Below are 25,544 nucleotides of genomic sequence, written 5' to 3'. Positions count from 1 at the left end.
CGCTGGAGGAGCTGCTGGCGCGCCTGCACGTGGTCGCGCTGCCGATGCGGGTGCGGTTCCGCGGCATCACCACCCGGGAGGTCGCCCTCATCGAGGGCCCCGCCGGCTGGGGGGAGTTCGGGGCCTTTCTGGAGTACGAGCCGCCGGAGGCCGCGCACTGGCTGGCCGCCGGCATCGAGGCGGCCTACCGCCCCCCGCCGCCGCCGCTGCGCGACCGCATCCCGATCAACGCCACCGTGCCGGCCGTCGACGCCGCCCGGGTGGGTGAGGTGCTGGCCCGGTTCCCCGGCGCCCGGACGGCCAAGGTGAAGGTCGCCGAGCCCGGCCAGACGCTGGCCGACGACGTCGAGCGGGTCAACGCCGTGCGCAAACTCGTGCCGACCGTGCGGGTGGACGCCAACGGCGGCTGGAGCGTCGAGCAAGCGGCCAGGGCGGCCGCCGCACTGACCGCCGACGGCCCGCTGGAGTACCTCGAGCAGCCCTGCGCGACGGTCGGCGAACTCGCCGCGCTGCGCGCGCGGGTCGACGTGCCGATCGCCGCCGACGAAAGCATCCGCAAGGCCGACGACCCGCTCGCCGTCGTCCGCGCCCGCGCCGCCGACGTCGCGGTCCTCAAAGTCGCTCCGCTGGGCGGCATTTCGGCCATGCTGTCGATCGCCGCGCAGATCGACATCCCGGTCGTGGTCTCCAGCGCGATCGACTCGGCGGTCGGCATAAGCCAGGGGCTGGCGGCGGCCGCCGCGCTGCCCGCGTTGCGCCATGCCTGCGGCCTGGGCACCGGCGGGCTGTTCGTGCGGGATGTGGCGGACGTCGCCCCGCCCGTCGACGGCACCCTGGCGGTCGGGCCGGTGACGCCGGATCCGGAGCGACTCCGCGCGCTGGCCGCGGCCCCGGAGCGGCGGCAGTGGTGGATCGACCGGGTCAAGGCCTGCCACCCGCTGCTTGTACCGTCGTCCGAGTGATCAACCTGGCTTACGACGACCGCGGCTCCGGCGAGCCGGTGGTGTTCATCAGCGGCCACGGCGGTGCCGGTCGGACCTGGCACCCGTATCAGCTGCCGGCGTTCCTGGCCGCCGGCTACCGCGTCATCACCTTCGACAACCGCGGAATCGGCGCCACCGAGAACGCGCAGGGTTTCACGACGCAAACGATGGTGGCCGACACCGCGGCGCTGATCGAGGGCCTCGACGCCGCCCCGGCCCGCATCGTGGGGATGTCGATGGGGGCGTTCATCGCCCAGGAGCTCATGCTCGCCCGGCCCGAATTGGTCAGCTCCGCGGTGTTGATGGGCACCCGGGGCCGCATGGACAAGGCGCGCCAGTTCTTCCGCGACGCCGAGGCCGAACTCAGCGACGCCGGCGTCCAGTTGCCGAACTCCTACGACGCGAAAATCCGTCTGTTGGAGAACTTTTCGCGCAAGACGCTCAACGACGACGTCGCCGTGGCGGACTGGATCGCGATGTTCTCCATGTGGCCGATGAAGTCCACCCCCGGTACCCGCTGCCAGCTCGACGTCGCCCCGTACACCAACCGGCTGCCCGCCTACCGCGCCATCGCGACCCCGGTGCTGGTGATCGGCTTCTCCGACGACGTGCTGACGCCGCCCTACCTGGGGCGCGAGGTCGCCGACGCGCTGCCCAACGGCCGGTACGTGCAGATCCCCGACGCCGGCCACCTGGGTTTCTTCGAGCGCCCGGACGCCGTCAACGAGGCCGCGCTGAAGTTCTTCGCCGGCAACTGAGCCCGGCCCCGGTCGGCGGGTTGTGACAGGCTGTAGGAGTGAACCCCTCGACGACACAGGCCCGCGTCGTCGTCGACGAGCTGATTCGCGGCGGCGTCCGCGACGTCGTGCTCTGCCCGGGGTCGCGCAACGCGCCGCTGGCGTTCGCGCTGCAGGACGCCGACCGATCCGGGCGGATCCGGCTGCACGTCCGCATCGACGAGCGCACCGCCGGCTACCTGGCCATCGGGCTGGCGATCGCCGCCGGCGCCCCGGTGTGTGTCGCCATGACGTCGGGCACCGCCGTGGCCAACCTGGGACCGGCCGTGGTGGAGGCCAACTACGCGCGGGTGCCGCTGATCGTGTTGTCGGCCAACCGGCCCTACGAGATGCTGGGCACCGGGGCCAACCAGACCATGGAGCAGCTGGGCTACTTCGGCACCCAGGTCCGCGCCGCCATCAGCCTGGGCCTGGCCGAGGACGCGCCCGAGCGGCTGGACGGGCTCAACGCCACCTGGCGATCGGCCACCTGCCGAGTCTTGGCCGCCGCCACGGGATCTCGCACCGCCAATGCCGGGCCGGTGCAGTTCGACATCCCGTTGCGCGAACCGCTGGTGCCCGATCCCGAGCCCCACGGCGCCACCGTTCCGCCGGGACGGCCCGACGGACGCCCGTGGACCTACACCCCGGCCGTCACCTTCGACCAGCCGCTGGACATCGACCTCTCGCCCGACACCATCGTCATCGCCGGACACGGCGCCGGCACGCACCCCAACCTCGCCGAGTTGCCGACGGTCGCCGAGCCCACGGCGCCGGCCCCCACCAACCCCCTGCACCCGCTGGCCCTGCCGCTGCTGCGGCCCAAGCAGGTGATCATGCTCGGCCGCCCTACCCTGCACCGGCCGGTATCGGCGTTGCTGGCCGACCCGCAGGTTCCGGTGTACGCGCTGACCACCGGGCCGCGCTGGCCGGACGTCTCGGGCAACTCCCAGGCCACCGGGACGCGGGCGGTCACCAGCGGCACGCCGAATCCGGCCTGGTTGAGGCGCTGCGCGGAGGTCAACCGGCACGCGATCGAGGCCGTGCGAGGGCAGCTGAAGGCGCACCCGCTGACCACGGGTTTGCACGTGGCGGCCGCGGTGGCCGACGCGCTGCGTCCGGGGGACCAGCTGGTGCTCGGGGCGTCGAACCCGGTTCGCGACGCGGCCCTGGTCGGCCTGGACACCCACGGCATCCGGGTCCGCTCCAACCGCGGGGTCGCCGGCATCGACGGCACGGTGTCCACCGCGATCGGGGCCGCCCTCGCCTACGAGGGGCGCACCGTCGCGCTGATCGGCGATCTGACGTTCGTCCACGACAGCTCCGGGCTGCTGATCGGCCCCACCGAGCCGACCCCGCGCCAGTTGACCATCGTGGTCTCCAACGACAACGGCGGCGGTATCTTCGAGCTGCTCGAGCAGGGTGACCCGCGGTTCTCCGACGTGTCCTCGCGCATCTTCGGCACGCCGCACGACGTCGACGTGGGCGCGCTGTGTCGGGCCTATCACGTCGAGAGCCGTCAGATCGAGGCCGACCAATTGAGCGCGGCGCTCGACGAACCGCCCACCGGGATGCGGGTATTGGAGGTCAAGGCCGACCGGTCGTCGCTGCGACAGCTGCATGCCGCCATCAAGGCCGCCCTGTGACGAGCCCAAAAGCGTTACTGCGCATCCTGATTCACGGGCGCAGTGACAAGCCGCCGCAGACCCCGGCGAGGATCGCGTTGCGCTGGGCCCGGATCGCGGTGCTCATCGTCACCGGCCTGGTCACGCTGCAGTCGGTCCTGTTGGTCGCCGGCGCGTGGCGCGACGACCTTGCGATTCAACACAACATGGGGGTGGCGCAGGCCGAGGTGCTCAGCGCCGGGCCGCGCCGCTCCACCATCGAATTCGTCACCCCCGAGCGGGTCACGTATCGTCCCGAACTCGGCGTGCTGTACCCGTCGCACCTGGCGACCGGGATGCGGATCTACGTCGAATACAACAAGAACGACCCCAACCTGGTTCGCGTGCAGCACCGCAACGCCGGGCTGGCCATCATCCCGGCGGGGTCCATCGCGGTGGTGTGCTGGCTGGTGGCCGCCGTCCTCCTGGTAGGGCTGGCGCTGCTGGACAAGCTGCTGGATCGCCGGCCCGAGGCGAAGATCACACCCGCCTAGCTGGGGTTCACTGCGCCCGACCAGCAGATTTCGCGTGACGTATGCCCGCAGGCAACCTTCGCGACAGCCGGTGCTGAGACCGTAGTGTCGTGCGCGTTGCCATCGTCGCCGAATCGTTCCTGCCGGAAGTCAACGGTGTCAGCAACTCGGTGATCCGGGTCCTCGAGCATCTGCGTCGGACCGGTCACGAAGCCCTGGTCGTCGCGCCGGACACCCCACCCGGCGCGGCTCCGGCGGATCGTATCTACGACGGGATTCGGGTGCACCGAGTCCCGTCGCGCATGTTCCCCAAGGTGACCACGCTGCCCCTCGGCGTGCCGACACCCCGGATGGTGAGCGTGTTGCGCGGATTCGACCCGCACGTCGTGCATTTGGCGTCGCCGGCCTTGCTCGGCTACGGCGGTGTCAAGGCGGCCCGCTGGCTGGGCGTGCCGACGGTCGCCGTGTATCAAACGGACGTACCGGGTTTCGCGGCAAGCTATGGCATCCCCATGACGCAACGGGCCGCGTGGGCGTGGTTCCGGCACCTGCACAGCCTCGCCGACCGCACGCTGGCGCCGTCCAGCGTGACCATCGAATCCCTTGTGGCGCACCGTTTTCCGCGGGTGCACCACTGGGCACGCGGTGTCGACGTGCTGCGGTTCGCCCCGTCGGCCCGCGACGAGGCGCTCAGGCGGCGATGGTCGCCGCACGGCAAGCCGATCGTTGGGTTCGTCGGCCGGCTGGCGCCCGAGAAGCACGTGGAGCGGTTGGCCCCGCTGGCGGCGCGCGACGACCTGCAACTCGTCATCGTCGGTGACGGTGTCGACCGGAACAAGCTGCAAAAAGCAATGCCGACGGCGGTTTTCACCGGCGCGCTGTACGGCGAAGAGCTCGCCGTGGCATACGCCAGCATGGATGTCTTCGTGCATCCCGGCGAACACGAGACGTTCTGCCAAGTCGTGCAAGAAGCGCTGGCGTCGGGGTTGCCGGTGATCGCCCCCGACGCCGGCGGCCCACGCGACCTTGTCACGCCGTGGCGCACCGGTTTGTTACTGGGCGTCGACGAGTTCGAGGCGAGGCTGCCCGCGGCCGTCACCCACCTGATCGACGAGCGCCACCGCTACGCGCTGGCGGCCCGGCGCAGCGTGCTCGGCCGCAGTTGGCCGGTGATCTGCGACGAGCTGCTCGGCCACTACGAGGCGGTGTTGTCGCCGTTCGCCCGCAAGCGGATGTTCACCAAGCGGTACGCCCAGGGCGGTTGAGCTGCCGGGCGGCGCCGCGCCGCCCAACGTGGTGAAGGTTTGCTGTCCTCATCCTGACTTAATATTCTCGCGGCAGCGCATTGCGTTCTAACATCCAAGTTTGGTGCGACGCGTTTGGCGGACGGTTCTCGACCAAGCTTTGCGTTGGGGGTCAGAATTGGCCTGATAGGAGGGGTCAGTATGTCTTCCCATCTGGAGGTCTGGAAGCCGTCAGGACGCGAGCTGGTGGCACTCAGTGGTGAGCGAGTGACGCTCGGCAAGTCTTTGACCAATGCGGTGGCGCTCGAACACGACGCGACTGTGTCCCGCGTGCACGCGGTCTTGGAGAACTTCGGGCAGGCCTGGTCCGTGCGGGATCTGGGTAGCCGCAACGGCACCTTTGTCAACGGGGAAAAGATCGCGGCAGAACGGATCCTGCGGTCCGGAGACGAATTGCGGCTCGGCAGTTCACGGTTGGTCTTCTGGATGACAAGGGGACCCGACGAAGCGCCGGGTGATCAAGAAACCGAGACGGGTAAGTCGATCTTGCGACCGCCCCGGATGACCGCGCGCGAATTCGAGGTCCTCAAGGCTTTGTGCCGTCCCTTCGTCTCCGATGACCCGTTTCCCGAGCCCGCATCCGTACGTCGGGTAGCCCAGGAGTTATTCGTTACCGAGGCGGCCGTCAAGCAACATCTGCAACACCTGTACGACAAGTTCGGCATCACCACCGAGGGAGATCGCCGCGTCCGGCTAGCCAACGCGGCCATCCGGCTCGGGGCCGTCAACCGTTCCATGCTGCGTGAGCGTCGTCCGCAGCAACGGTGACCGGGAGGGACGTTCCGTCGGGGCTACCGCGGCCGTGTGCGATCACGACACCTTGTCGAGCACCCCGCCGCCGAGCAGGGCGACGGCGCTGAGCGCACTGCGGCGGTATTCGTCGCAGGCGGGGCATGAATCGATGTGGCGCGCAATGCGTTTGCGCATCAGGACGTTGAACTGCTGGTCCCAGCCGGCCAGGTCTGCGGTGAGCTGGGGGCATCCGGTTTGGGCGCTGCGCCGGGCCACCAACAGTGCGCCCAGCGAGCGCTCGATGGTGTCGCGCAGCCGCTGCAGGAGCTTTTTGGTGGAGTCGTAGCTCATGCCCAGCGCCTGCGCGAGCTCGGTTCCGGCCAGGCCGCGACGGTAGGCAAGCTCCAACACCTGGCGGTCGCGCTCGGACAATCCCTGGGCCGCCTGGGCGATCAGTTGAGCGAGTTCGTTGCGCGCCGTCAGCGTGAAGGGCCCCGGACCGGTTGCCGCATCGTCGGGCAGCTCGTCGTAGGCGGCCTCGCGGCGGCGTCCGGCCGCGATTCTCAGCGCGCTGCGACGGGCGATGGCGTAGAGCCACGGCCTCAGCTTGTCCGCGTCGCGCAGCTTCGGCAACTCCGTTGTCGCGGTGCAGAAGACCTCCTGCACGCAGTCAGAGGCCGCGTGGCGATCGCGCAGTATGCCCACGCAGTAGGCGTGCAGCGGGGCGGCGTACCGGTTGTAGATCCCGGCCAAGGCCCCGCGGTCGCCGGCCGCCGCAGCGCGGGCGAGGTCGGCGTCGCTGACGATGCGGCTGTTCGGAAGTGTGGTCATGGAAGTCATGACTGAAATGCTCGGTGATTGTAGATGAGTTCGTAATCACCGCGGTGGCCAGTTTCCGCTCCCGCGCGGGAAGGGTTTACTACCCATTTGGTAAGGGCCCGATGGGCGGGCCCCGGTACCCGAGCACGCGAACGACCACCGCCCCTAACCGATGTGACGGTTAGGGGCGGCGGCGACGATTTTGACGTGTTTGGTGCAGCTCACGCCTTCGTTTTGGTGTGGGCCGTCCGCGTGCCGGTGCCGTTCCCGGTGCCGGTGCCCGTGCCGTTTCCGGTGCCGGTACCGGTGCCGTTGCCGCGGCCGCCGTGCGCGAAGCGCAGCTCGTCGGCGGTCAGGGTGCGGATGCTCTGGCGGCGCAGCGCGAGCTTGTCGTGATTGATACTCATCGGATCTTTCCTTCGTTGTGATTCGTTGACGGCGAGCCCGGGCGGGCCCACTCATAGGTAGGAGCGCCGGCGCCGTCGAAGGGTGACATCTTTTTGCATGCCACGACAACGAGAACTGCCCCACAATCGATACGGAATCGCTTGTGGGGCAGTTTCTTTCGGGCGGCCATTGCGGCTAGGCCACGGTGACCGTCTGTTGGGGTAGATCCGTGGCCGTCAGCGTCGGATTGGTGCGGGTGCCGGTGTGGGTCCCTGTGGTGGGCACCGTGGTGTGCTTGGTGGTCTTGCCCGTGCCGTTGCCGCCGCCGGTACCGTTGCCGCCCTCGCCGCCGTGGGCCATGCGCAGCTCGTCGGCCGTCAGGGCGCGAATGCTCTGCCGGCGCAGGACCAGCTTGGCGTGGTTGGTGTTCATTGTCTTCTCCTTGTTGTGATTTGTGTTGGCGCGGACCGGGTTTGGCCCGTGCTCACAGGTAGGAGCGACGAAGCGGGCAAATCGTGACGCTATTTGGCCCGCGCCAACTGGCTCGCGTAGTGGCGATCGAGGAAGCTCAGCAGGATGAGTTCGTGGGTGCGGGCGGCCGAGCGCAGCAGCCGCACGGCGTTCAGGTGGCTGAAGCTGTGCAGCAGGTCCGAATAGGACTGGGTCAGCCCACCGGACTCGCAGAGGTCCGCCAGCTCCGCAAGCAGCGGCACCAGCCGCTCGGATCGCCGCCCGAACGCTTGGCGCGCGGACTCGTACGGGTGCTCTTTGGTGTCATCGAGCAGCGCCGTGACGTCGGCGCGCTCGCGGCGCCAGCGCTGCCCGATCCCGGGGTCCAGGTTGGCCGCGTTGGGGTATTCGGGCCGGTAGCCGGCAGCCCCGCTCCTGGCCCACTCGCGGCGCTCCCGGATGTCCAGGCCCGCGTCGGCCAGGAGGCGGTCGGTGGCGTACAGGCACAGCTTCCAGCGGGCGTCGGCCGCCTCGTCGCCGCAGAGGTCAAGCAGGTCCAGCACCTGCAGCGCGGCCTCGCTGTCGACGGCGTGGATGCGCTCGGCCAGTTCGATGCCGGCGTCGCCGCCGTACCGTTCGATCTCGCGGTGGTAGGTGTCGGTGGCCAGCTTCCATACCGTGCCGTCGGCGAGGTGGGGGGCGAGCGCGTCGGTCAGTGCCGGTAAGGCGTGGTCACGCAGTGCCGCGGGGTCACCATGCAACCGAAGCCGCAGGTGATGTTCGGGGTCGGCATAGCGCAGGAAGAACCAGTGGTCGACTACGCCGCCTTCGCGCAGCTTCGCGATGACGGGTCCGACGGTGTCGGTCAGGATGCGATCCGCGGACGCGGTACCCGCGTACGCCTTGAGGTAGAGCCACCGACTGCCGGGCGCGAAGGTCCGCTGCGCCTTGGGCGCGGTCCACGATCTGGGGGCGGGTGCCGGCTCGCCGCGGCGGACGAACGGCACGATGAGTTCGTGGGCGAACCGGCCCTGCGGCCCGGTGGCGACCCCGGTGGGCAGCACCTCCTCGACGATCGCCTCACTCCGCCCGCGGAGCACCTTCGCGGCCGCGGCGGTCAGGACCGGGCTGGCGGTGTCGACGTACAGGCGGTTGTCACCGTCGGCGATGAGCAGCTCGCCGGGTAGCCCCCGCTGGCGAGTGAGGGCCGCCCAGCCGGGCACGGCGTCGGGTTTGGTGACCAGGGAGATCTCGTCCGCCGACAGCCGCCAGCGGGCCCGCGCCAACACCAGGCGCCCGGAGGTGACCCGCGGCAACGTCGGCGCCCCTGAGAGGGCGCCCCAATCCCACGCGAGTCCGCCGGTTACGCCGTCGCTTTGCAGCGCGGCGAGAAACCGGTACACCCCGAAACCGCGCCACGCCGGATTGTGCGCGGTGGTCAGCCGCGGCCTGACTTCGGCGCCCAGCCGCGGGCTATAGAGGACGACGCGGTCACCCTCGAGCCGCACGGTCAGCTCGTCGACGCCGAGCTGACGGTCCGCGGGTGAGCCCGAACGCCCCAACAGCACCAGTTCGTAGTCACGCAGCACCGGCCGGGCCAAGACGTTGCCCACCCGGCCTTCCGGCAAATGGATGATTTCGGCGAACACCACCCCGGGCGACTGCGCCTCCTCGGTGCGCAAATGGTTTCGGACCGCGTCGGACAGGCGGGGATCGCCGTGACAGAACCGGCCGAGCAGCTGCGCCCCCGAAGGCCCGTAGGCACAGTCGATCTCGACGCCGTCCTCGAGCAGGCTGGCATTGACGGCCAGACCGTCGGGCAACGGCGCCGGCGACGGCGAGGACGACTCGAGTCGAGCGACTGTCGCGGCGTCGAGCTCGAGACTCGCGGCGCCACTGTCGCGAACGCGCATGACTAGGTCGAGCAATGCCGCGTCGCGGGCGGTGAACGCGTAGTGCGGGGCCGGGCCACCCAGGTCCATGCCCTCCAGCAGCGGCGACTCGTCGGCCGCCGGGTGCGTCGACGCGTCGAACCCGATGCCCATCTCCTCGTCGAGCGCCTCCATCAGGGCGACCTCGCGGTCCTCGTAACGCGCCGCGAACTGCTGCTTGAAGCGGGTCAGCGCCGGATCCTCGCCGCCCGTGGACAGCCGATGCAGCAGTTGCACGCCCTCGGTCAGCAGCCGCACGGTGTCCGACCCCAGGGTCAAACCCGAGCCCGCCCGGTGCAGGTCGACCTGGACCAGCCGCGCCTCGTCTCCCGCACCGGCCAGCTCGAGCAGCGTCGCGGCGACCGCCTCGTAGGCCTCCGGCGGATTGCCGATCCCGGCGGCGTCCAGACCGGCGAGCTCCTCGCATACGCGCCGCAACGCCTCCGACGTCGCGGCGAAGTCCGGCCCGCTCAGCGACGACATCAGCTGCGTCAGCGGTTCGGCGCCCGTCACCGCGGGCTCGGCCACCGGTGTCAGGACCTTGGCCTCGATCAGGGCGTCGACGTATTCGCGGGCCTCGTCGCGCTCGACCCCGACCCCCTCGGCAACGGCCTCGACGACTCGGTCCACCACGCGGCCGCCGGCGGCCCCCTCCAGCGCACACCGCAACGGCGCGTCGTCCTCGACCACCACCAGGTGATGCGTGCGACGGCCGTCGCGAAGCCGGCTTTCGATGAGCCGCATGGCGCCCGCCGCGTGGTAGCGGCTGGAGTTGGGTTCCACCTTCATCGACGGCCGTGTCGCCGGGTCGGCCAGTAGCCGTTCCACCAGCGCGGCCAGCACCTCCGTGTCGGGTCGGCTGTGCCGGCTCACCCCTTCCGGACCGTCGACCACCAGCGCGGTAGCTCCCGGTTCCGGACTCACCTTCCCCAGCGAGCAGCCGGCGAAGAGCCCGAATGGTGTTGCGCGGGTGCACATGCGGGTCAGGTACGCGGTCACAGAGGCGATCACTCGGGCGTCCGGATCGCCCGCCACCAAGCGGCGCGTCAACCCCGGCGAGGCGAGGTGCAGCGCCTCCCGAATCTCCGGCCGCGCGACCAGGCTGCGCCAGTAGGTGGAGTCGGCGCGCAGGCGGTCCAATTCCTCCAGTGGGAGCAACGGTGCCCGCATCACGAAGAAGCCACTCGGCTTCAGTGCGGATGTCGATTCGTTCATTTCCAGCTCCTAATGGGTCGTCTCGCCGACGAGTTGTCCGGCTACGAGTTGTGCGTAATGACCACCAGCGGCCATCAGGTCGAGGTGAGACCCGGCCTCGACCACCCGGCCCTTGTCCATCACCACGATCTGGTCGGCGTCGATCACGGTGGCCAGTCGGTGCGCGATCACGATGACGGTGCATCCGAGTCGGGCGATGTTGGCGTGGACCCTGGCCTCGGTGACGGTGTCGAGGCTGCTCGTCGCCTCGTCGAGCAACAAGATCCGCGGCCGGGGAGCGAGCGCGCGCGCCAGGGCAAGCCGTTGGCGTTGACCACCCGAGAGCGATGCGCCCGCGTCGACGAGCGGGGTATCGAATCCCATTGGCATCGCGCGGATATCGTCGGCGATGCCGGCCAGCTCCGCGGCTGACTCGAGCCGTTCCAGCGGCAGGCCGGGGTTGCCCAGCACCAGGTTGTCGCGAATCGGCAGCCCGAAGATATAGGGGTCTTGGGTCACCACGCCAATTTGGGAGCGCACGCTGCGCGGGTGCAGGGCGGCAAGGTCCATGCCGTCGAGCAGGACGCGGCCCTCCGAGGGGGCGTAGAGACCCAAGAGCAGCCGGCCGAGCGTGGATTTGCCTGAGCCGGAACGCCCGACGATGGCCAGGACCTGTCCGGGGCGCACCTCGAGGCTGGCGTCGTTGACGACCGGTGGGCCGTGGGGGTCGTAGCGGAAGGTGAGTCGTTCGGCGCGTACCGACCCGGTGAGCTCCGGCGCATGCCGCAGCTCGCGACCGGCGGTTTCGGTGGGGGTGTTGAACACGTCGTCGAGGCGGGCCAGATAGCTGCCGAGCAGCTGCACCTGCAACGCGGTGGCGACCAGAATGCCCAGTGGCTCAAGGAATCCCGTTGCCAGCGCGGCCAGGGCGAGCATGGTGCCCAGCGACAGCTGCCCGCCGGATGTCAGGGCGGCGCCAACCAGCAGCACCGCGATGGGGGACAACAGCGCCAGGCCGTGGATCGCGGTCGACACGAGGGCCTCCAGTCGCCCTCGGCGCAGCGAGACATTCATTTCGGCGACGAACAGGTTGGTCCAGTGAGAAACGGCGCGACGCTCCGCGCCGGCGGCCTTGAGCGTCTCGACGGCCGAAAACATTTCGTAGGCATAGGACTGCGAGCGGGCCTCGGTGGCCAGCGCCTCGCCCATCAGGTGCTGGTTGCGGCGGCGTGCCGCGAACAGCACGGCGACTTGGGCAGCACCCAGCCCGCAGACGAGGACGCCCAGGGCCGGCGACAGGACGAATATGACGACCAGGTAGAGGGTGGCCAGCGTGCCGTCGAGTAGCGCGGAGATGGTGCCCGTGGTGAGGATCTCGCGAACGGTGGCGTTGCTGCGCAATCGCATCATCAGGTCCCCCGAGGAGCGCTTCATGAAGAAGGCGTACGGCAGGTCCACCAGGTGCTCGAGGAAGTCGAGCGTCATGTCGACGTCCAGGCGGCTGCGCAGCCGTAACAGCAGCTGGGCGCGCAGATACGTCGCGAGCACCGAATAGCCGATCAGCGCGGCCATCACGGCGGCCAGCACTTTCAGCAAGCGCCCGTCGTCATTGGGCACCACCCGATCGACGATCACGCCGGTCAGCGCCGGCACCGCCAGCGCCATCACCCGCACCACCACCGAGGTGACCAGCACGCGGGCGATTCCGCTCGACCGGGCCAGCAGGCGCCGGGCGTGATGCAACGCCCCCGGGGCCTTCCGGCCACCGGCCGCGAAACTGTCGCCGGGCTCCAGGATGACCGCGACGCCGCTGTAGAGGTCGTTGACGGTGCCCCAGCTGAGCCGGTAGCGCCCGGCGGCCGGATCGACAATGGTCACGCCGCGCTGTGACGTCGAGTCGAGAACAACGAAATGTGCTGCACCCCAATGTAATATGGTGCCCCGCGGCAGGTCCCGAAGGTCGTCGAGCTCGGTGGCGACCCCTCGGGCGCGCAACCCGTACGCCGACGCGGCCTCGGCTAGCCGCAACGCGTCCACGCCGTCGCGCCCGGTCCCGGTGGCTTCGTGCATCTCGGTGAGCGAAACGTGGCGCCCGTGATAGCCGAGCGCCATGGCCAGCGCGGCGGCACCGCAGTCGGCCATCTCGGCCTGCGCGATGTACGGGATCGCCCGCGTCCGTCCCTTCACCGCAGCCTCGGCATCAGCACGCCGATCAGCCGCCGCCGTCCCTGTGGGACAACAAGTTCACCGGCCGGTGCCGAAACGGGACGGGCCAATTCGGCCTTCACCTCGGTCGCGGTCACATCGACGACGACGCCCTGCGTCGTGCCGGAGGGGTCCCGGAACTGGACGGGCGCACCCGGTGGGGGCGGTGTCACCCCCTCACGACTCGCCGTGACCCAGACGCCTTGAGCGACGGCTGGTAGCGCCTCGGTCTGCGCGACGCTGACGGTACCGGCGTACACCGCGCCCGCTGCCAACAGCACGGTGAGTGCGACAAGGCCCGGGTTCACCCACCCCTGCTGCTTGATGAGTTCACCGGGGCGGCTCGCAGCGGACTGGCGGTCGCGCCACCGCTCACGAAACACCGGCTCATGGCGGCCCGGGCGGTCATCGCTGTTTCGGTCGGTTTCCATCCGTCGCTCCTAGGTGGCGGTCGGCCCCAATTGGGCCTCGTTGACGGGTAGGAGCTTGAGCGGCGCGAGACGGTGACGCATTTTGCCGATGCTCGTCGGCCCCGGTCGGCAGCAAAGCGAGTATTGCCGTACTCAAGACAGCCGCCGGGTGTGGCGGGATCATCGGACGATGACCGATACAGCCAGCACAGACCGGCTGCGGCCGGACGTCGACGTCGTCGTGGTGGGCGCGGGCATCGCGGGCCTGTACCTTGCCTACCGGCTAAGTCGGTCCGGTTACCGATTCCGCGTCTTCGAGGCGGGCGACGACCTCGGCGGCACCTGGTACTGGAACCGCTATCCGGGCGCCCGGGTCGACGTGCCCAGCGTCGACTACATGTACAGCTTCGATCCCGACTGGCGCCGCGACTGGCAGTGGTCGGAGAAGTACGCCACCCAGCCGGAGATATTGCGGTACCTCAATCACGTCGCCGACAAGCACGACCTGCGGCGCCACATCACCTTCTCGACACGGGTGCAGCGGGCGAGCTGGGACGACGATGCCTCGTTGTGGCGGATCGCCACCGGCGCGGGGGATCAGCTCACCTGTCGTTTCGTCGTGATGGCCACGGGCTGCCTTTCCGCGCCGAAGCCGCCCGAGGTCGACGGACTCGAGCGGTTCGCCGGCGACGTGTACTTCACCAGCAACTGGCCGCACGGGCCGGTGGATTTCCGCGGCAAGCGGGTGGCGGTGATCGGCACGGGATCCTCTGGAGTGCAATCGATTCCGATCATCGCCCAGCAAGCGCGAGAACTGGTGGTCTTTCAGCGGACCCCGAATTTTTCGATCCCGGCGCGCAACGGCCCGTTGTCGGCCGAGAAGCTCGCGCAAACCGCGAATGAGGCGGAATACCGTGCGGCGGCAAGGATTTCACCGGCCGGCATTCCGATGGAGCGAAGCATCACCCCGACCTTCAGCGTGTCGGAGGCCGAACGGCAACGACGTTACGAGCAAGTCTGGTCCGGCGGCCTGCTGTTCGAATCGGTGAACGCATTCTCCGATGTGATGAGCAACGCCGCGGCCAACGCCGACTTCGCAGAGTTCTTCCGCAACAAGATCCGCGCCATCGTCGACGATCCGCAGACGGCGGCCGATCTATGCCCCACCGATCACCCCGTCGCGGGGAAACGGCCCTGCCTGGACACGAACTACTACGCCACCTACAACCTGCCGCACGTGCGCCTGGTCAACGTCCGCAAGCACCCCATCCGGCAAGTCACGGAAACGGGCATCGACACCGTCGACGAGTCGTTCGCCCTGGACGCGATCGTCTTCGCCACCGGTTTCGACGCCGTCACCGGCGCGCTGACCGCCGTCGACTTCCGGGGCCGAAACGACGTGGCGCTCAAGGACAAATGGGCGCACGGCCCGCAGACGTACCTCGGGCTGAGCACGGCCGGCTTTCCCAACCTGTTTTTCATCACCGGCCCCGGTAGCCCCTCGGTGCTGACGAATATGGTCGTGTCGATCGAACAGCACGCGGACTGGGTGCTCGACTGCCTCGGTTACCTGGGCGCGGAAGGTTTCGAGGTCATCGAGCCCACCGAAACGGCCGAAGCCGGGTGGACGCAACACGTCAACGACTGCGCCGACATCACGCTCTACCCGTCGGCGAACTCGTGGTACATGGGCGCCAATGTGCCCGGAAAGCCGCGGGTTTTCCTGGCCTATTGCGCGGGCCTGGACTTCTACCGCGCCGGCTGTGATGAGGTTGTCGCCCGGGACTATCTGGGTTTCCGCCTGTCCGGTCCCGCCGGCTCTCGGTGCAACGACGGGGTGGTGCGCCGGTTGCAGCCGGACGTGGAGATGGTCCTCAACGCCGCGGCGGAGATGAACCTGCCGCCGATGGAATCGATGGCCGTCGAGGACGCCCGCGCGTTGTACGCGCAGATGTCGATGGTTCGGCCGCCGGGACCCGATGTCGGCGAGATCGTCGACGGTGTGTTGTCCGGCGCCGCCGGCGATTTGGCGTACCGGCTCTACCGGCCCACTACCGCGGGCCCGCACCCGTTGGTCGTGTATTTCCATGGCGGGGGCTACGTTCTCGGTGACGCCGCCTCGGATGATCCACTGTGCCGCGACCTGTGCGCGCGAAGCGGCGCCATGGTGGTCTCGGCGGACTACCGTCATGCGCCCGAGCATCGCTTCCCTGCGGCCGTCGACGACGCGATGGCCGCGGTGCGGTGGGTCGCCGACAACGCCGGGGCGCTCGGCGGGATCCCGGGTCGGTTGGCGGTGTGCGGCTGGAGCGCGGGCGGAGGCCTCGCGGCCGTGGTGTGCCGGCTGGCGCGGGACATGAACGGCCCGACGATCGCGGGCCAGGTGTTGTTGACGCCCGTGACGTCCGGCGACATGACGCGCGCATCCTTCATCGAGAATGCGGACGGCTACGGCCTCACGACGCCGCTACTTCGCTGGTTCTACGACCATTACATCGACGCGGCGGATCGCGACGATCCGCGATTCGCCCCCTTGACTGCCGTCGACCTGTCCGGGCTGCCGCCGGCGATCGTGGTGACCGCCGAGTTCGATCCCCTGCGCGACGTCGGCGAGGCCTACGCCGCCGCGCTCGAAGCGGCGGGCGTACCGACCGAGCATGTGCGCGCTCGGGGCCACACCCACCTGTCGCCGGCCATGGTCGACGTGGTCATCTCGGGTGCACCGGTGCGGACGCGGATGGCCGATTCGCTGCGCGAATTCTTTGCGGCAGCACCGATTTCGCACTCAATGGCCTGATTGCCGACGCGACGGTCAGCTGTACTGGCTGAATTTGATCGTCAACGTTGCCGGTCCGCTGAGCCCGGTGAGGGGCTTCCACGGGGCGGGTCCGGTGCGGTGGGCGTTGGGCATGCGCCGCGTGATGACCGCCAGAGCCTCGGCGAGCTCGAGCCGCGCGAGGTTGGCGCCCAGGCAGTAGTGCATGCCGGCGCCGAACGTCTGCATCGGCGGGGCCCCCGCCCGGGTGATGTCGAGGCGGTCGGGTTCGTCGTAGACGGCGGGATCGCGGTTGGCGGCGGCGGTGTTCGCGATGACCAGGGTGCCGGCGGGGATTGCGACCCCGGCGATTTCGACGTCCTCGAGCGCGATGCGCAAGGTGGCGCCAACGACCGGTGAATGCCGCATGGTCTCTTCGACCGCGCCGTTCGCGAGCTCGGGATGCTCGGCGAGCAACGTCCACTCGTCGGGGCGGTCGCACAGCGCGTGTACCGAGGCGGCCAGCTGGTTGCGGGTGGTGTCGGTGCCGGCCATCAGCAGGCCCGCCACCAGCATCCGCAGCTCATCGGCGGTGAGGTGGTCGCCGTCGTCTTCGGCGCGGATCAGGTCGGAGATCAGGTCGTCGGTCAGGTTGTGGCGGCGCTGCGCGACCATGCCGTCGATGTAGGCGTCGAGCTCGTCCCACGCGGCCAAGATGCTGCGCTGGTGGGCGGCGACGTCCCAGCTGAAGACCTTGAAGATGTCGTCGGTCCACTCCGAGAACAGCTTCCAGTCCCCGGCCGGGGCGCCCAACAACGCGCAGATGATCGGGATGGGGTACTGGCGGGCGATGTCGACGACCACCTCGCAGCGCCCGGCTGCGATGTGGTGGTCGATCAGTTCGTTGATCACGTCGGTGATCGTCGTACGCAGCCGCGCGGTGGCTCGTGGGGTGAAGGCTTTGGACACCAGCCGGCGCAGCCGGTGGTGCTCGGCCCCGTCGAGGCTGATCAGGTTGGTCGCGACGCGCTCCCACAGCGGGCCGGAGGTGATGCCCTGCGAGGCAAGGAACATGCCCTGGGGCACGCGGAATCGCGGGTCGCGCAAGACGGTTCGAACCAGTTCGTAGGTCAGCAATTCCGGGCCGTGCGGGCCGATGGCGATCGACGCTTGCTGGCGCGCGCCGCGGATGATCGCGTGGGCCTCCTCGATGTTGCGGCAATGCTCGTAGTCGATCGTGGGAAGGCCGGCATCAAACACACTCGGGCAGGTCGGCGCGTCAACCGTGATGGTCATGGTGGTCCCCGTGAGTCGTCGGTGGTGTGCTTCCACCACCGAGTCTCAGGGGCGCGAGAGCCCACCACATGCGTAGCCGACTACCTGTCTTTGCGTACAGATGACAGTTGAGCCTGCGCCTGGTGTCGAAGTCGCGACCCGAACAGCGCGTCAGTGGCTCAAGGTGAATTCAGCCTCTGTCGGGGCCTGCCAAATAAGTGTGTGGTCGGGGTCGTTAGGTGGGCGGCTCACGCAATTGTTGTGCCTAGGTTGCGCCCGCCGTCCCCACGAGTCGTCGCCCATCCAGGGCGGCAGGCCGAATGGAAGATCAACTGACGGGATCCGCTGGTAGTCAGCTTCTTCGAATGAATCGCCATAGTTGGGCAGTGTTGTGTCGCCGTCCTCGTCGGGCGTTATCACGCTGCGAAGTTCAGGGACGGACGCGCGCCACTTGTTGAGCAAAGTTGTGGTGTCATGGCTCGACGGGTGCGGCACTTGGAACGTTGGTACGTCCGGTTTCGTCGTCCATAGTTCAAGCGCTGCCGAGGCATTCGCGCCGAACGCGACAACGGCCTCAAGGCTGGGCCCAACAAGCATGTCATAGAACCGATTTCGCCAAGCGGTTTGTTGTGGGTCTGCCAGCACAGGCTTGGCTTCACCGACGTTTGAGGGATGCACTGCCACCGGGTAGGCGTTGACCAGAACGTAGGAGTGGGTCAGACCCAGCTTGGCCACAAATCCTTGGACGCGTTGACCGGCGTCGCCGACCAGGGTCCGTCCAACGATACGTTCGGTAGGTCCCGGGTCGGACCCGATACCGATCAATCGCGCGTCTCCGGTCAGACGGCCCCGGTAGAAAACCGGACCCCAGTCATACCAAAAGTATTTTCGGTATTCCTCGGCGATTTCCGGCAACTTTGCGAAGTGCTCGGCGAATGCCAATGGTGGGCCGCTGTCGAAGCTGATCATGTTTCCCCTCAGTCCTCGGTCGCATCAAGATCTAGTGCATCAGTTTCGTCCATTATCCGCCGAGGAGGCCCATTCCGGATTAAGACTGATTACGTCTTAGGTGGAGGAAGACATGACACAAACACGTAGATCCAATCTCTTCATGGACGCCTACCTGCAAGGCATGCCCGACGCGTTGGAGATCCCGGAGGCCCGGGGCTTGGACGGCCTCGATGTCCGCGGGTTCGCGCTACCCGATCAGGCTGTCGCAATCGGCGGAACGCTGATCACGCCCGACAGCACCCAAGATGGCTGGATAACGGTGGCAGGCGGGGTGATTACCGACATCAGCACCAAACAGCCGGAGGGCGTATTTTCGTGCTTGCAGACGGACGGTGTAATTCTGCCCGGAATGCTAGATCTCCACGGCCATCCTGAGTTCAACGTCTTCGCTCCGTGGGAGCCGCCAAAGACCTACGTCAATAGGTACGCATGGCGGAGCAGTAAGCCATATCAGGAACTGATCCGGGAACCGCAGAACGATCTGCTCAGCACGTTGCCGACGGGTTATCAGCTGCGCTATGCGGAGATACGGGCCCTCGTCGGAGGCGTCACCGCGATCCAGGGCGCGAGCCTGAAGACACAAGGGTCCGAAGAGTCGATGGTTCGCAATGTCGACGGAACGATTTTCGGCGAGCATCGTGCGCGCGCGGTGATCGACCTCCCGTCAAGCCTCGACTCACCGCGCGGCGGCCCCGCTTTCAAGAAGATCCTCGAGTCGATCGATGCCGGCGAAGTGAACGCGCTGTACGTGCACCTGGCCGAGGGGCGAGCTGACAATCAGCGGTCGCAGGATGAGTTCGACCATTTAGTGAAGTTGGGTGGGCTGACCGCCGCGACCATCATCATTCACGGCACCGCATTGAGCCGCGAACAGTTCGAGCAGGCCCACGCGGTGGGAGCACGGCTGGTCTGGTCGCCGCAATCCAATCTGAGGCTCTACGACCAGACGACCCATGTCGCCGATGCTCTCGACATCGGCATGCCCGTGGCCCTCGGGGCGGACTGGCTTCCGAGCGGCTCGCAGAGCCTGCTCGCGGAAATGAAAGTCGCTCGTGAGGAGCTGAAAAACCAGAATCATCCGATGACGGCCAAAGAGTTGGTCACGATGGTCACCTCCGGGGCCGCGGGCGTCGCAGGGTTGGGAGATAAGCTGGGCCGCTTGGAGGTCGGGCGCGCTGCCGACCTGGTGGTTATGGCGCGTCAAGATCACGACCCATACGAGTCGATTTGCCAGTCGACCCCCGCGGAGGTGGAGCTGGTCATGATCGGCGGCGACGTTGTCTACGGTCAAGTAGGTTTCGTGACCGTACTATTCGGCCACGTCGACCAGGAATACGAAAGCGTTCGCGCCTGGGGGCGACAAATGCTTTTGGACACGAGGTACGCCATTCGACCGGGGAAAGACCGTGCCCCCAAACTGTCGGCCATTCGGCAGGCGCTGACGAACGTCTACCGACCCGTCGGACCCATTTGGGCTTGATTCTTTGCGACCCTCTAGCTACCCCTGCGCCAGCTCCGCGACGGGCTGCCATTCCTCCCAGGTACGCAGCCGGCTCTCGTAGTCCGCCTTGGCCGTCTCCAGCGGTGACGCACCGAAAAACACTCGCAGCGGCGGCTTTTCGGCGTCGACCACCTTCAACAGTGCCGCGGCCGATGCCTCCGGATTGCCCGGGCTGGCCCAGCGCTTGCTGCGCTCGGCCTGCACGGCGGCGCGAACCTCGTCGTACGCCGGCAGCGGGTCGGCGTGCTTGGCCGAATCCCCGGCCCAGTCGGTGTCGAAACCGCCCGGCTCGATCAGCGTGACGTGCACGCCGAACGGGGCGACCTCTTGCGCAAGCGCCTGCGAAAAGCCCTCCAGCGCCCACTTCGACGCGTGGTAGATGCCGACCAAGGGGAATGCCGTGATGCCACCGATCGAGGACACCTGGATGATGTGGCCGCTGCCCTGATCGCGCAGGTATGGGAGCGCGGCCTGGGTGATCCACAGCGCCCCAAAGACGTTCGTCTCGATCTGATCGCGCGCGTCGCTCTCGGAGAGCTCCTCGACGAACCCGAACTGCCCGTAGCCGGCGTTGTTCACCACGATGTCCAGGCGCCCGAAGTGGTCGTGCGCCCGCTTGACCGCGGCGAAGTCGGCGTCCCGATCGGTGACGTCCAACCGGATCGGCAACAGCCTCTCGCCATATTGTTCAACCAAGTCGTCCAGCGATGCCGTGTTGCGCGCCGTCGCGGCCACCTTGTCGCCGCGCTCCAGCGCCGCTATTGCCCACGCCCGTCCGAAACCCCGCGATGTACCGGTGATAAACCAAACTTTTTCAGTCACGCACTGCTACAACGCCGATGTGGCCTTCTCATTCCCGGCAGGTAGCGTTTCCATCGTGAGTCGCGCGGCGTTGGACAAGGACCCCCGGGACGTCGCGTCGATGTTCGACGGCGTCGCCCGCCGGTATGACGTGACCAACACCGTGCTGTCGCTGGGCCAGGACCGCTACTGGCGGCAGGCCACCCGGTCGGCGCTGTCGATCGGACCGGGCCAGAAGGTGTTGGACCTGGCCGCGGGAACCGCGGTGTCCACCGTCGAACTGGAGAAGTCGGGGGCGTGGTGCGTGGCGGCCGATTTCTCGGTCGGCATGCTCGCGGCGGGCGCCGCCCGCAGGGTGCCGAAGGTGGCCGCCGACGCCACCCGGCTGCCGTTCGGCGAGGGTGTATTCGACGCTGTCACAATCAGTTTCGGGCTTCGCAATGTCGTCGACCCGCAGGCGGCGCTGCGCGAGATGGCGCGCGTCACCCGGCCGGGGGGCCGGTTGGTGGTGTGCGAATTCTCCACGCCCACCAACGCGCTGTTCGCCACCGCCTACAAGGAGTACTTGATGCGGGCGCTGCCCCGGGTGGCGCGCGCGGTGTCCAGCAACCCCGACGCCTACGTCTACCTCGCGGAGTCGATCAGGGCGTGGCCCGACCAGACGAGATTGGCGCACGACATTTCACGGGCCGGCTGGGCCGCGGTGCGATGGCGCAACCTGACCGGCGGCATCGTGGCCTTGCACGCGGCCTACAAGCCGCTGCGTTGAGAACTGCTTAGTGAGTGCCGGCGCGCTGCACGAACCCGATCTGGTCCGGGCAGTAGTGGTCGACAGCGGCGCCGAGGAACTGGAACGCCTGGCCCTGGGTGGTGCCGCGCGGCAGGTTGTGCTGAATGAAGTTCGCCGACTTGTACGGGTCACCGTCCACGCCGCGGCCGATGCGGTCGCAGGTGATCTTGCCCAGCCACGCGAGCTGATCCTGCGGCTGGTAGATGCCGAACCCGTTGACGGTGTTCTTGAACGGCGCGTCGTAGTCGTTGGACGGCGGCGGCGAGGCCAGCGCCGGCGCGGCCAGCGCAATGGCGGTGGCGGCCAGGCCGCCAATAGTAGCCAGCTTCGTTCCCTTCATTAGCCGGACTATACACCTCTCATCTGGGGCGCGGGGAAAAACAGCAGGCCGGACGGGGTAGGGCTCAGCTGAACGGCACCCGGCGATCGAGCAGCCGGGACAGCCGCCCGCCGCCCCGCCAGGCCCGTGCCACCCAGTCCGCGTCCTCGTCGGTCACCAGGTTGGCCATCACCCGCACGGCGATCGTCATCAGCCTGGGGGAGCGCATCGCGATGGGACCGGTCGCGGGTAGGAACCGCTGAAAGGTCAGCAGCAGGGCCAGCCGGCGCGCGACCGAGAACCCCCGGCCGTAATGCTGTTGCAGCAGCGACGGCCACACGTGCGACAGGTCGCGACAGTCCAGCAGCTCGGCGGCCAGCCGGCCCGTCTCCATCCCATAGTCGATGCCCTCGCCGTTCAGCGGGTTGACGCAGGCCGCCGCGTCGCCGATCAGCATCCAGTTGGGCCCGGCTACCCCGGACACCGCGCCGCCCATCGGCAGCAGCGCCGACGACACGGCCCGCGGCGCCCCGGTAAAGCCCCACTCGTCCCGGCGCAGGTCGGTGTAGTAGTTGATCAGCGGTCGCAACGCCAGGTCGGCCGGCCGTTTGGACGTCGACAACGCCCCGACGCCGATGTTCACCTGCCCGTTGCCGAGCGGGAAGATCCAGCCGTAGCCGGGCAGCACCGCACCGTCCGGGGAGCGCAGCTCCAGGTGCGACGTGAGCCACGGGTCGTCGGCGCGCGGGGTGGTCAGGTACCCGCGGGCGGCGACCCCGTACACCGTCTCCTGATGCCACCGCCGGCCCAGCTTGCGGCCCAGCGAGGACCGGGCCCCGTCGGCCACGATCAACTGCCGGCAACCCACCTCGGTGCCGTCGGCCAGCGTCAGCGACACCACTCGCCGGGACGGATCATGATGGACCGCAACCGCTTTCGTGCCGAGCATCATCCGCGCGCCGGACTCCTCGGCCACCTTGCGGATTCGGTCGTCCAGCTCGAGTCGGGCCACCGCGCTGCCGGTCGAGGGAAACGACGGGCCCGGCCAGCCGACCTCCACCTCGCCGCCGAACCCGCTCATCCGCAGGCCCCGGTGCCGGATTCGGGTGTCCAGCCAGTCGCCCAGGCCGAGGCGCTCGCACTCGGCGACCGCGCGCGGGGTCAACCCGTCCCCGCACGCCTTGTCGCGGGGGAAGCTGGCTGAATCGACGACCAGCACGTCGGTGCCCGCCCGCGCGGCCCACGCGGCGGCCGCCGAACCCGCGGGTCCGGCACCCACGACCACCACGTCGGCTCCGGTCAACACATCCACCAGTATGTTGGTCGCGTGAGGACTCCGGCGACGGTGGTGGCGGGCGTTGACTTCGGCGACGCCGCATTCGCGGCGACCGTGCGCGACGGCGTCGGGCGGGTCGAGCAGCTCATGGACACCGAGCTGCGCGGCGCCGACGACGTGATGATCGACTCGCTGACGCACCTGTTCAAGGCCGGGGGCAAGCGATTCCGCCCGCTGTTCACCGTGCTGTCCGCGCAGCTGGGGCCGAACCCCGACGCGCACGAGGTGACCATCGCGGGCGCGGTCATCGAGCTGGTGCACCTGGCCACGCTCTACCACGACGACGTGATGGACGAGGCCGAGGTGCGCCGGGGCGCGCCCACCGCGAACGTCCGCTGGGGCAACAACGTCGCGATCCTGGCCGGCGACTACCTGTTTGCCACCGCGTCGCGCCTGGTCTCGCGGCTGGGCCCGGAGGCGGTGCGGCTGATCGCCGAGACCTTCGCCCAACTGGTGACCGGGCAGATGCGGGAGACCCGCGGCCTGACGGGAGCCGCCGAGGGGGCGGACCCGATCGAGCACTACCTGAAGGTGGTGTACGAGAAAACCGCCTGCCTGATCGCCGCGGCCGGCCGGTTCGGGGCCATGTTCTCGGGCGCCGACGGCGAGCAGGTCGAGCGGCTCAGCCGCCTCGGCGGCATCGTCGGCACCGCCTTCCAGATCTCCGACGACATCATCGACATCGACAGCGACTCGCACGAGTCGGGCAAGCTGCCCGGCACCGACGTGCGCGAAGGCGTGCACACCCTGCCGATGCTCTACGCCCTGCGCGAAACCGGGCCCGACGCGGCGCGGCTGCGCGAGCTGCTGGCCGGGCCCATCGAGGACGACGACGCGGTGGCCGAGGCGCTCGCGCTGTTGCGGGCCTCCCCGGGGATGGCGAAGGCCAAGGAAACGTTGGCCGGGTACGCCGCGCAGGCCCGCGACGAGCTGGCCCTTTTGCCCGACCTGCCCGGTCGGCGGGCGCTGCAGACGCTGGTCGACTACACCATCAGCCGGCACGGCTAGCGCGTCGGGGGAACCTTGGCCGCCGTTTCAGGCGTTCAATGAGCGATAGTTGATGCTCCAAGGAGGACACCGATGACCTGGCATCCCCATGCCAACTGGCTGAAGACCTTCGCCTTGTTGGTCGGTATGTCCGCGTTGATCGTGTTTGTGGGCTCGCTGTTCGGCAGGACGGCGATGTTCCTGGCGGTGCTGTTCGCCGTCGGGATGAACATCTACACGTACTACAACAGCGACAAGCTTGCGCTGCGGGCGATGCACGCGCAGCCGGTGTCGGAGCTGCAGGCGCCGGTGATGTACCGGATCGTGCGCGAGCTCGCCACCGCCGCGCACCAGCCGATGCCGCGGCTCTACATCAGCGACACCAACGCGCCCAACGCCTTCGCGACCGGGCGCAACCCGCGCAACGCCGCGGTGTGTTGCACCACCGGCATTTTGGGGATCCTCAACGAGCGCGAGCTGCGCGCGGTGCTGGGACACGAGCTGTCGCACGTTTACAACCGCGACATCCTCATTTCGTGCATCGCCGGCGCGATGGCGTCGATCATCACCGCCCTGTCCTACATGGCGATGTTCCTCGGCGGCGACCGCGACGACGAAGGCAATCCCTTTGCGCTGCTGTTTGTTTCGCTGCTGGGCCCGATCGCGGCGACCGTGGTGCGGCTGGCGGTTTCCCGGTCACGGGAGTATCAGGCGGACGAGTCGGGCGCGGCGTTGACCGGCGATCCGCTGGCCCTGGCGTCGGCCCTGCGCAAGATCTCCGGCGGTGTGCAGGCCGCCCCGCTGCCCCCGGAGCCGCAGCTGGCCAGCCAGGCGCACCTGATGATCGCCAACCCGTTCCGCGCGGGTGAGCGAATCGGCTCGCTGTTCTCGACGCACCCGCCGATCGAGGACCGCATCCGCCGGCTGGAGGCGATGGCGCGGGGTTGATATTGCCCGCGCTAACCCCCAATCACGCAGCCGCCTCGGGCCTTTCGGTTTCCACCAGCTCACCCTCGGCCTTGCGCGGCGAGTGACCCGTCTCGAGCGCGCCCTGGATGCGGACCGTGCCGCCGTTGGCCTCGTGCTGGCGCTGCCAGTCGCTGATCGTCTGGTGCGCCGCGTGATCCAGGTAGTGCACCGAAACATGCACGGTGACAACGGTTCCGGCCGGGATGGACGTCAGCACCCGCGTCAGGCGCGGGAGCGCCAGGAACGTGCACGCGGCGCCCTCGATGGTCACCTCCCACTCGTCGTCGACCGGCTTGGCCTCGACCTTGGCCCGGATCACCCGCCACCCGGTCAGCGCGATGGCCAGCGCGAGCCCGATCAGCACCCCGTGCAGCAGGTTGAGGAAGACGACGCTGACGGCGGTGACGACGTACACGGCGAGATCGCCGTGCTTCGAGGCGGTTTCGATGTGGGCCTGTCTCTTATACACATC

Annotated in this window: 22 protein-coding genes and 1 pseudogene; 11 read left to right on the top strand and 12 right to left on the bottom strand. The window is 68.6% G+C overall.

From position 1 onward, the window contains the following. Window positions 1–44: 44 nt before the first annotated feature. From WU80_RS13230 to WU80_RS13205, 6 genes are all read left to right on the top strand, one after another. Window positions 45–962, top strand: a complete 918-nt coding sequence (locus WU80_RS13230) for an o-succinylbenzoate synthase (protein WP_231633820.1) — start codon at window positions 45–47, stop codon at window positions 960–962. Next, window positions 959–1,741, top strand: coding sequence for an alpha/beta fold hydrolase (locus WU80_RS13225; protein ID WP_055403134.1), 783 nt, complete (start codon window positions 959–961; stop codon window positions 1,739–1,741). The genes WU80_RS13230 and WU80_RS13225 overlap by 4 nt, the downstream gene beginning before the upstream one ends. Before the next feature lie 38 nt (window positions 1,742–1,779). Then, window positions 1,780–3,405, top strand: a complete 1,626-nt coding sequence (menD, locus tag WU80_RS13220) for a 2-succinyl-5-enolpyruvyl-6-hydroxy-3-cyclohexene-1-carboxylic-acid synthase (protein WP_055403133.1) — start codon at window positions 1,780–1,782, stop codon at window positions 3,403–3,405. After that, the gene (locus WU80_RS13215) at window positions 3,402–3,917 is read left to right on the top strand and encodes a DUF3592 domain-containing protein (protein ID WP_055403132.1); all 516 of its coding nucleotides are present in this window, start codon (window positions 3,402–3,404) and stop codon (window positions 3,915–3,917) included. The genes menD and WU80_RS13215 overlap by 4 nt, the downstream gene beginning before the upstream one ends. 89 nt (window positions 3,918–4,006) lie before the next feature. After that, window positions 4,007–5,161: a glycosyltransferase family 1 protein gene (locus tag WU80_RS13210; RefSeq protein ID WP_055403131.1), complete on the top strand. Its 1,155-nt coding sequence runs from the start codon at window positions 4,007–4,009 to the stop codon at window positions 5,159–5,161. Window positions 5,162–5,341: 180 nt separating this feature from the next. Beyond that, on the top strand, window positions 5,342–5,968 hold the full coding sequence (locus tag WU80_RS13205) for an FHA domain-containing protein (RefSeq protein WP_055403130.1): 627 nt from the start codon (window positions 5,342–5,344) through the stop codon (window positions 5,966–5,968). Between the two features lie 42 nt (window positions 5,969–6,010). On the opposite strand, the gene WU80_RS13200 is transcribed toward WU80_RS13205, so the two are convergent. From WU80_RS13200 to WU80_RS13175, 6 genes are all read right to left on the bottom strand, one after another. Then, the gene (locus tag WU80_RS13200) at window positions 6,011–6,772 is read right to left on the bottom strand and encodes an RNA polymerase sigma factor (protein WP_082459842.1); all 762 of its coding nucleotides are present in this window, start codon (window positions 6,770–6,772) and stop codon (window positions 6,011–6,013) included. 200 nt (window positions 6,773–6,972) lie between these two features. Further along, window positions 6,973–7,158 carry a hypothetical protein gene (locus tag WU80_RS25845; protein WP_055403129.1) on the bottom strand — a complete coding sequence of 62 codons (186 nt, stop codon included), beginning with the start codon at window positions 7,156–7,158 and terminating at the stop codon, window positions 6,973–6,975. Between the two features lie 175 nt (window positions 7,159–7,333). Next, window positions 7,334–7,570 carry a hypothetical protein gene (locus tag WU80_RS13190; protein WP_055403128.1) on the bottom strand — a complete coding sequence of 79 codons (237 nt, stop codon included), beginning with the start codon at window positions 7,568–7,570 and terminating at the stop codon, window positions 7,334–7,336. Between the two features lie 89 nt (window positions 7,571–7,659). Then, window positions 7,660–10,734, bottom strand: a complete 3,075-nt coding sequence (locus WU80_RS13185; RefSeq protein ID WP_055403127.1) for a lantibiotic dehydratase — start codon at window positions 10,732–10,734, stop codon at window positions 7,660–7,662. 9 nt (window positions 10,735–10,743) lie between these two features. Beyond that, window positions 10,744–12,900: a peptidase domain-containing ABC transporter gene (locus WU80_RS13180; protein WP_055403126.1), complete on the bottom strand. Its 2,157-nt coding sequence runs from the start codon at window positions 12,898–12,900 to the stop codon at window positions 10,744–10,746. Continuing rightward, complete coding sequence (locus WU80_RS13175; RefSeq protein ID WP_055403125.1) at window positions 12,897–13,349, bottom strand: hypothetical protein; 453 nt, start codon at window positions 13,347–13,349, stop codon at window positions 12,897–12,899. The genes WU80_RS13180 and WU80_RS13175 overlap by 4 nt, the downstream gene beginning before the upstream one ends. A 169-nt stretch (window positions 13,350–13,518) precedes the next feature. Here WU80_RS13175 and WU80_RS13170 point away from each other — a divergent pair, with 169 nt between their 5' ends. Beyond that, complete coding sequence (locus WU80_RS13170) at window positions 13,519–16,125, top strand: FAD-dependent oxidoreductase (protein WP_055403124.1); 2,607 nt, start codon at window positions 13,519–13,521, stop codon at window positions 16,123–16,125. Between the two features lie 15 nt (window positions 16,126–16,140). Here the strand turns inward: WU80_RS13170 and WU80_RS13165 are convergent, their stop codons facing one another. Continuing rightward, window positions 16,141–17,379 carry a cytochrome P450 gene (locus tag WU80_RS13165; protein WP_055403123.1) on the bottom strand — a complete coding sequence of 413 codons (1,239 nt, stop codon included), beginning with the start codon at window positions 17,377–17,379 and terminating at the stop codon, window positions 16,141–16,143. A gap of 150 nt (window positions 17,380–17,529) precedes the next feature. Next, a complete protein-coding gene (locus WU80_RS25440; RefSeq protein WP_082459841.1) occupies window positions 17,530–18,327 on the bottom strand; it encodes a hypothetical protein in 798 nt (265 codons plus the stop codon). 142 nt (window positions 18,328–18,469) lie between these two features. Here WU80_RS25440 and WU80_RS13160 point away from each other — a divergent pair, with 142 nt between their 5' ends. After that, entirely contained in the window at window positions 18,470–19,849 is a 1,380-nt protein-coding gene (locus WU80_RS13160; protein ID WP_197281232.1) for an amidohydrolase family protein, read from the top strand. Between the two features lie 18 nt (window positions 19,850–19,867). Here the strand turns inward: WU80_RS13160 and WU80_RS13155 are convergent, their stop codons facing one another. Then, window positions 19,868–20,692, bottom strand: a complete 825-nt coding sequence (locus WU80_RS13155) for an SDR family oxidoreductase (RefSeq protein ID WP_055403122.1) — start codon at window positions 20,690–20,692, stop codon at window positions 19,868–19,870. A 55-nt stretch (window positions 20,693–20,747) separates the two neighbouring features. On the opposite strand from WU80_RS13155, the gene WU80_RS13150 reads away from it, so the two are divergent. Continuing rightward, window positions 20,748–21,440 (top strand): demethylmenaquinone methyltransferase, encoded by a 693-nt coding sequence (locus WU80_RS13150; protein ID WP_055403121.1) that lies wholly within the window; start codon window positions 20,748–20,750, stop codon window positions 21,438–21,440. Window positions 21,441–21,447: 7 nt separating this feature from the next. Here WU80_RS13150 and WU80_RS13145 read toward each other — a convergent pair whose 3' ends face one another. Both WU80_RS13145 and menJ read right to left on the bottom strand, forming a co-directional pair. Then, entirely contained in the window at window positions 21,448–21,801 is a 354-nt protein-coding gene (locus WU80_RS13145) for a DUF732 domain-containing protein (RefSeq protein WP_055403120.1), read from the bottom strand. Between the two features lie 64 nt (window positions 21,802–21,865). Continuing rightward, a complete protein-coding gene (gene menJ, locus WU80_RS13140; RefSeq protein WP_055403119.1) occupies window positions 21,866–23,092 on the bottom strand; it encodes a menaquinone reductase in 1,227 nt (408 codons plus the stop codon). A 15-nt stretch (window positions 23,093–23,107) separates the two neighbouring features. On the opposite strand from menJ, the gene grcC1 reads away from it, so the two are divergent. Both grcC1 and htpX read left to right on the top strand, forming a co-directional pair. Continuing rightward, window positions 23,108–24,124 (top strand): nonaprenyl/(2E,6E)-farnesyl/geranylgeranyl diphosphat synthase, encoded by a 1,017-nt coding sequence (grcC1, locus tag WU80_RS13135; RefSeq protein ID WP_055403118.1) that lies wholly within the window; start codon window positions 23,108–23,110, stop codon window positions 24,122–24,124. Window positions 24,125–24,196: 72 nt separating this feature from the next. Continuing rightward, window positions 24,197–25,051, top strand: a complete 855-nt coding sequence (gene htpX, locus WU80_RS13130) for a zinc metalloprotease HtpX (RefSeq protein WP_055403117.1) — start codon at window positions 24,197–24,199, stop codon at window positions 25,049–25,051. A 22-nt stretch (window positions 25,052–25,073) separates the two neighbouring features. On the opposite strand, the pseudogene WU80_RS13125 reads toward htpX, so the two are convergent. After that, a pseudogene (locus tag WU80_RS13125) lies at window positions 25,074–25,544 on the bottom strand (SulP family inorganic anion transporter); the annotation flags it as partial.

This window comes from Mycobacterium sp. UM_11, from assembly GCF_001414075.1.
In the GTDB taxonomy this organism is placed as follows: domain Bacteria; phylum Actinomycetota; class Actinomycetes; order Mycobacteriales; family Mycobacteriaceae; genus Mycobacterium.
This window is presented reverse-complemented; position numbering and strand designations above follow the sequence as displayed.

Excerpts from the sequence above, each read along its gene's own strand:
- WU80_RS13230 (WP_231633820.1), top strand. The coding sequence starts at position 45 with ATGCGGGTGCGGTTCCGCGGCATCACCACCCGGGAGGTCGCCCTCATC.
- WU80_RS13205 (WP_055403130.1), top strand. The coding sequence starts at position 5,342 with ATGTCTTCCCATCTGGAGGTCTGGAAGCCGTCAGGACGCGAGCTGGTG.
- WU80_RS13200 (WP_082459842.1), bottom strand. The coding sequence starts at position 6,772 with ATGACTTCCATGACCACACTTCCGAACAGCCGCATCGTCAGCGACGCC.
- WU80_RS25845 (WP_055403129.1), bottom strand. The coding sequence starts at position 7,158 with ATGAGTATCAATCACGACAAGCTCGCGCTGCGCCGCCAGAGCATCCGC.
- WU80_RS13190 (WP_055403128.1), bottom strand. The coding sequence starts at position 7,570 with ATGAACACCAACCACGCCAAGCTGGTCCTGCGCCGGCAGAGCATTCGC.
- WU80_RS13185 (WP_055403127.1), bottom strand. The coding sequence starts at position 10,734 with ATGAACGAATCGACATCCGCACTGAAGCCGAGTGGCTTCTTCGTGATG.
- WU80_RS13175 (WP_055403125.1), bottom strand. The coding sequence starts at position 13,349 with ATGGAAACCGACCGAAACAGCGATGACCGCCCGGGCCGCCATGAGCCG.
- WU80_RS13170 (WP_055403124.1), top strand. The coding sequence starts at position 13,519 with ATGACCGATACAGCCAGCACAGACCGGCTGCGGCCGGACGTCGACGTC.
- WU80_RS13165 (WP_055403123.1), bottom strand. The coding sequence starts at position 17,379 with ATGACCATCACGGTTGACGCGCCGACCTGCCCGAGTGTGTTTGATGCC.
- WU80_RS25440 (WP_082459841.1), bottom strand. The coding sequence starts at position 18,327 with ATGATCAGCTTCGACAGCGGCCCACCATTGGCATTCGCCGAGCACTTC.
- WU80_RS13160 (WP_197281232.1), top strand. The coding sequence starts at position 18,470 with ATGGACGCCTACCTGCAAGGCATGCCCGACGCGTTGGAGATCCCGGAG.
- WU80_RS13145 (WP_055403120.1), bottom strand. The coding sequence starts at position 21,801 with ATGAAGGGAACGAAGCTGGCTACTATTGGCGGCCTGGCCGCCACCGCC.
- htpX (WP_055403117.1), top strand. The coding sequence starts at position 24,197 with ATGACCTGGCATCCCCATGCCAACTGGCTGAAGACCTTCGCCTTGTTG.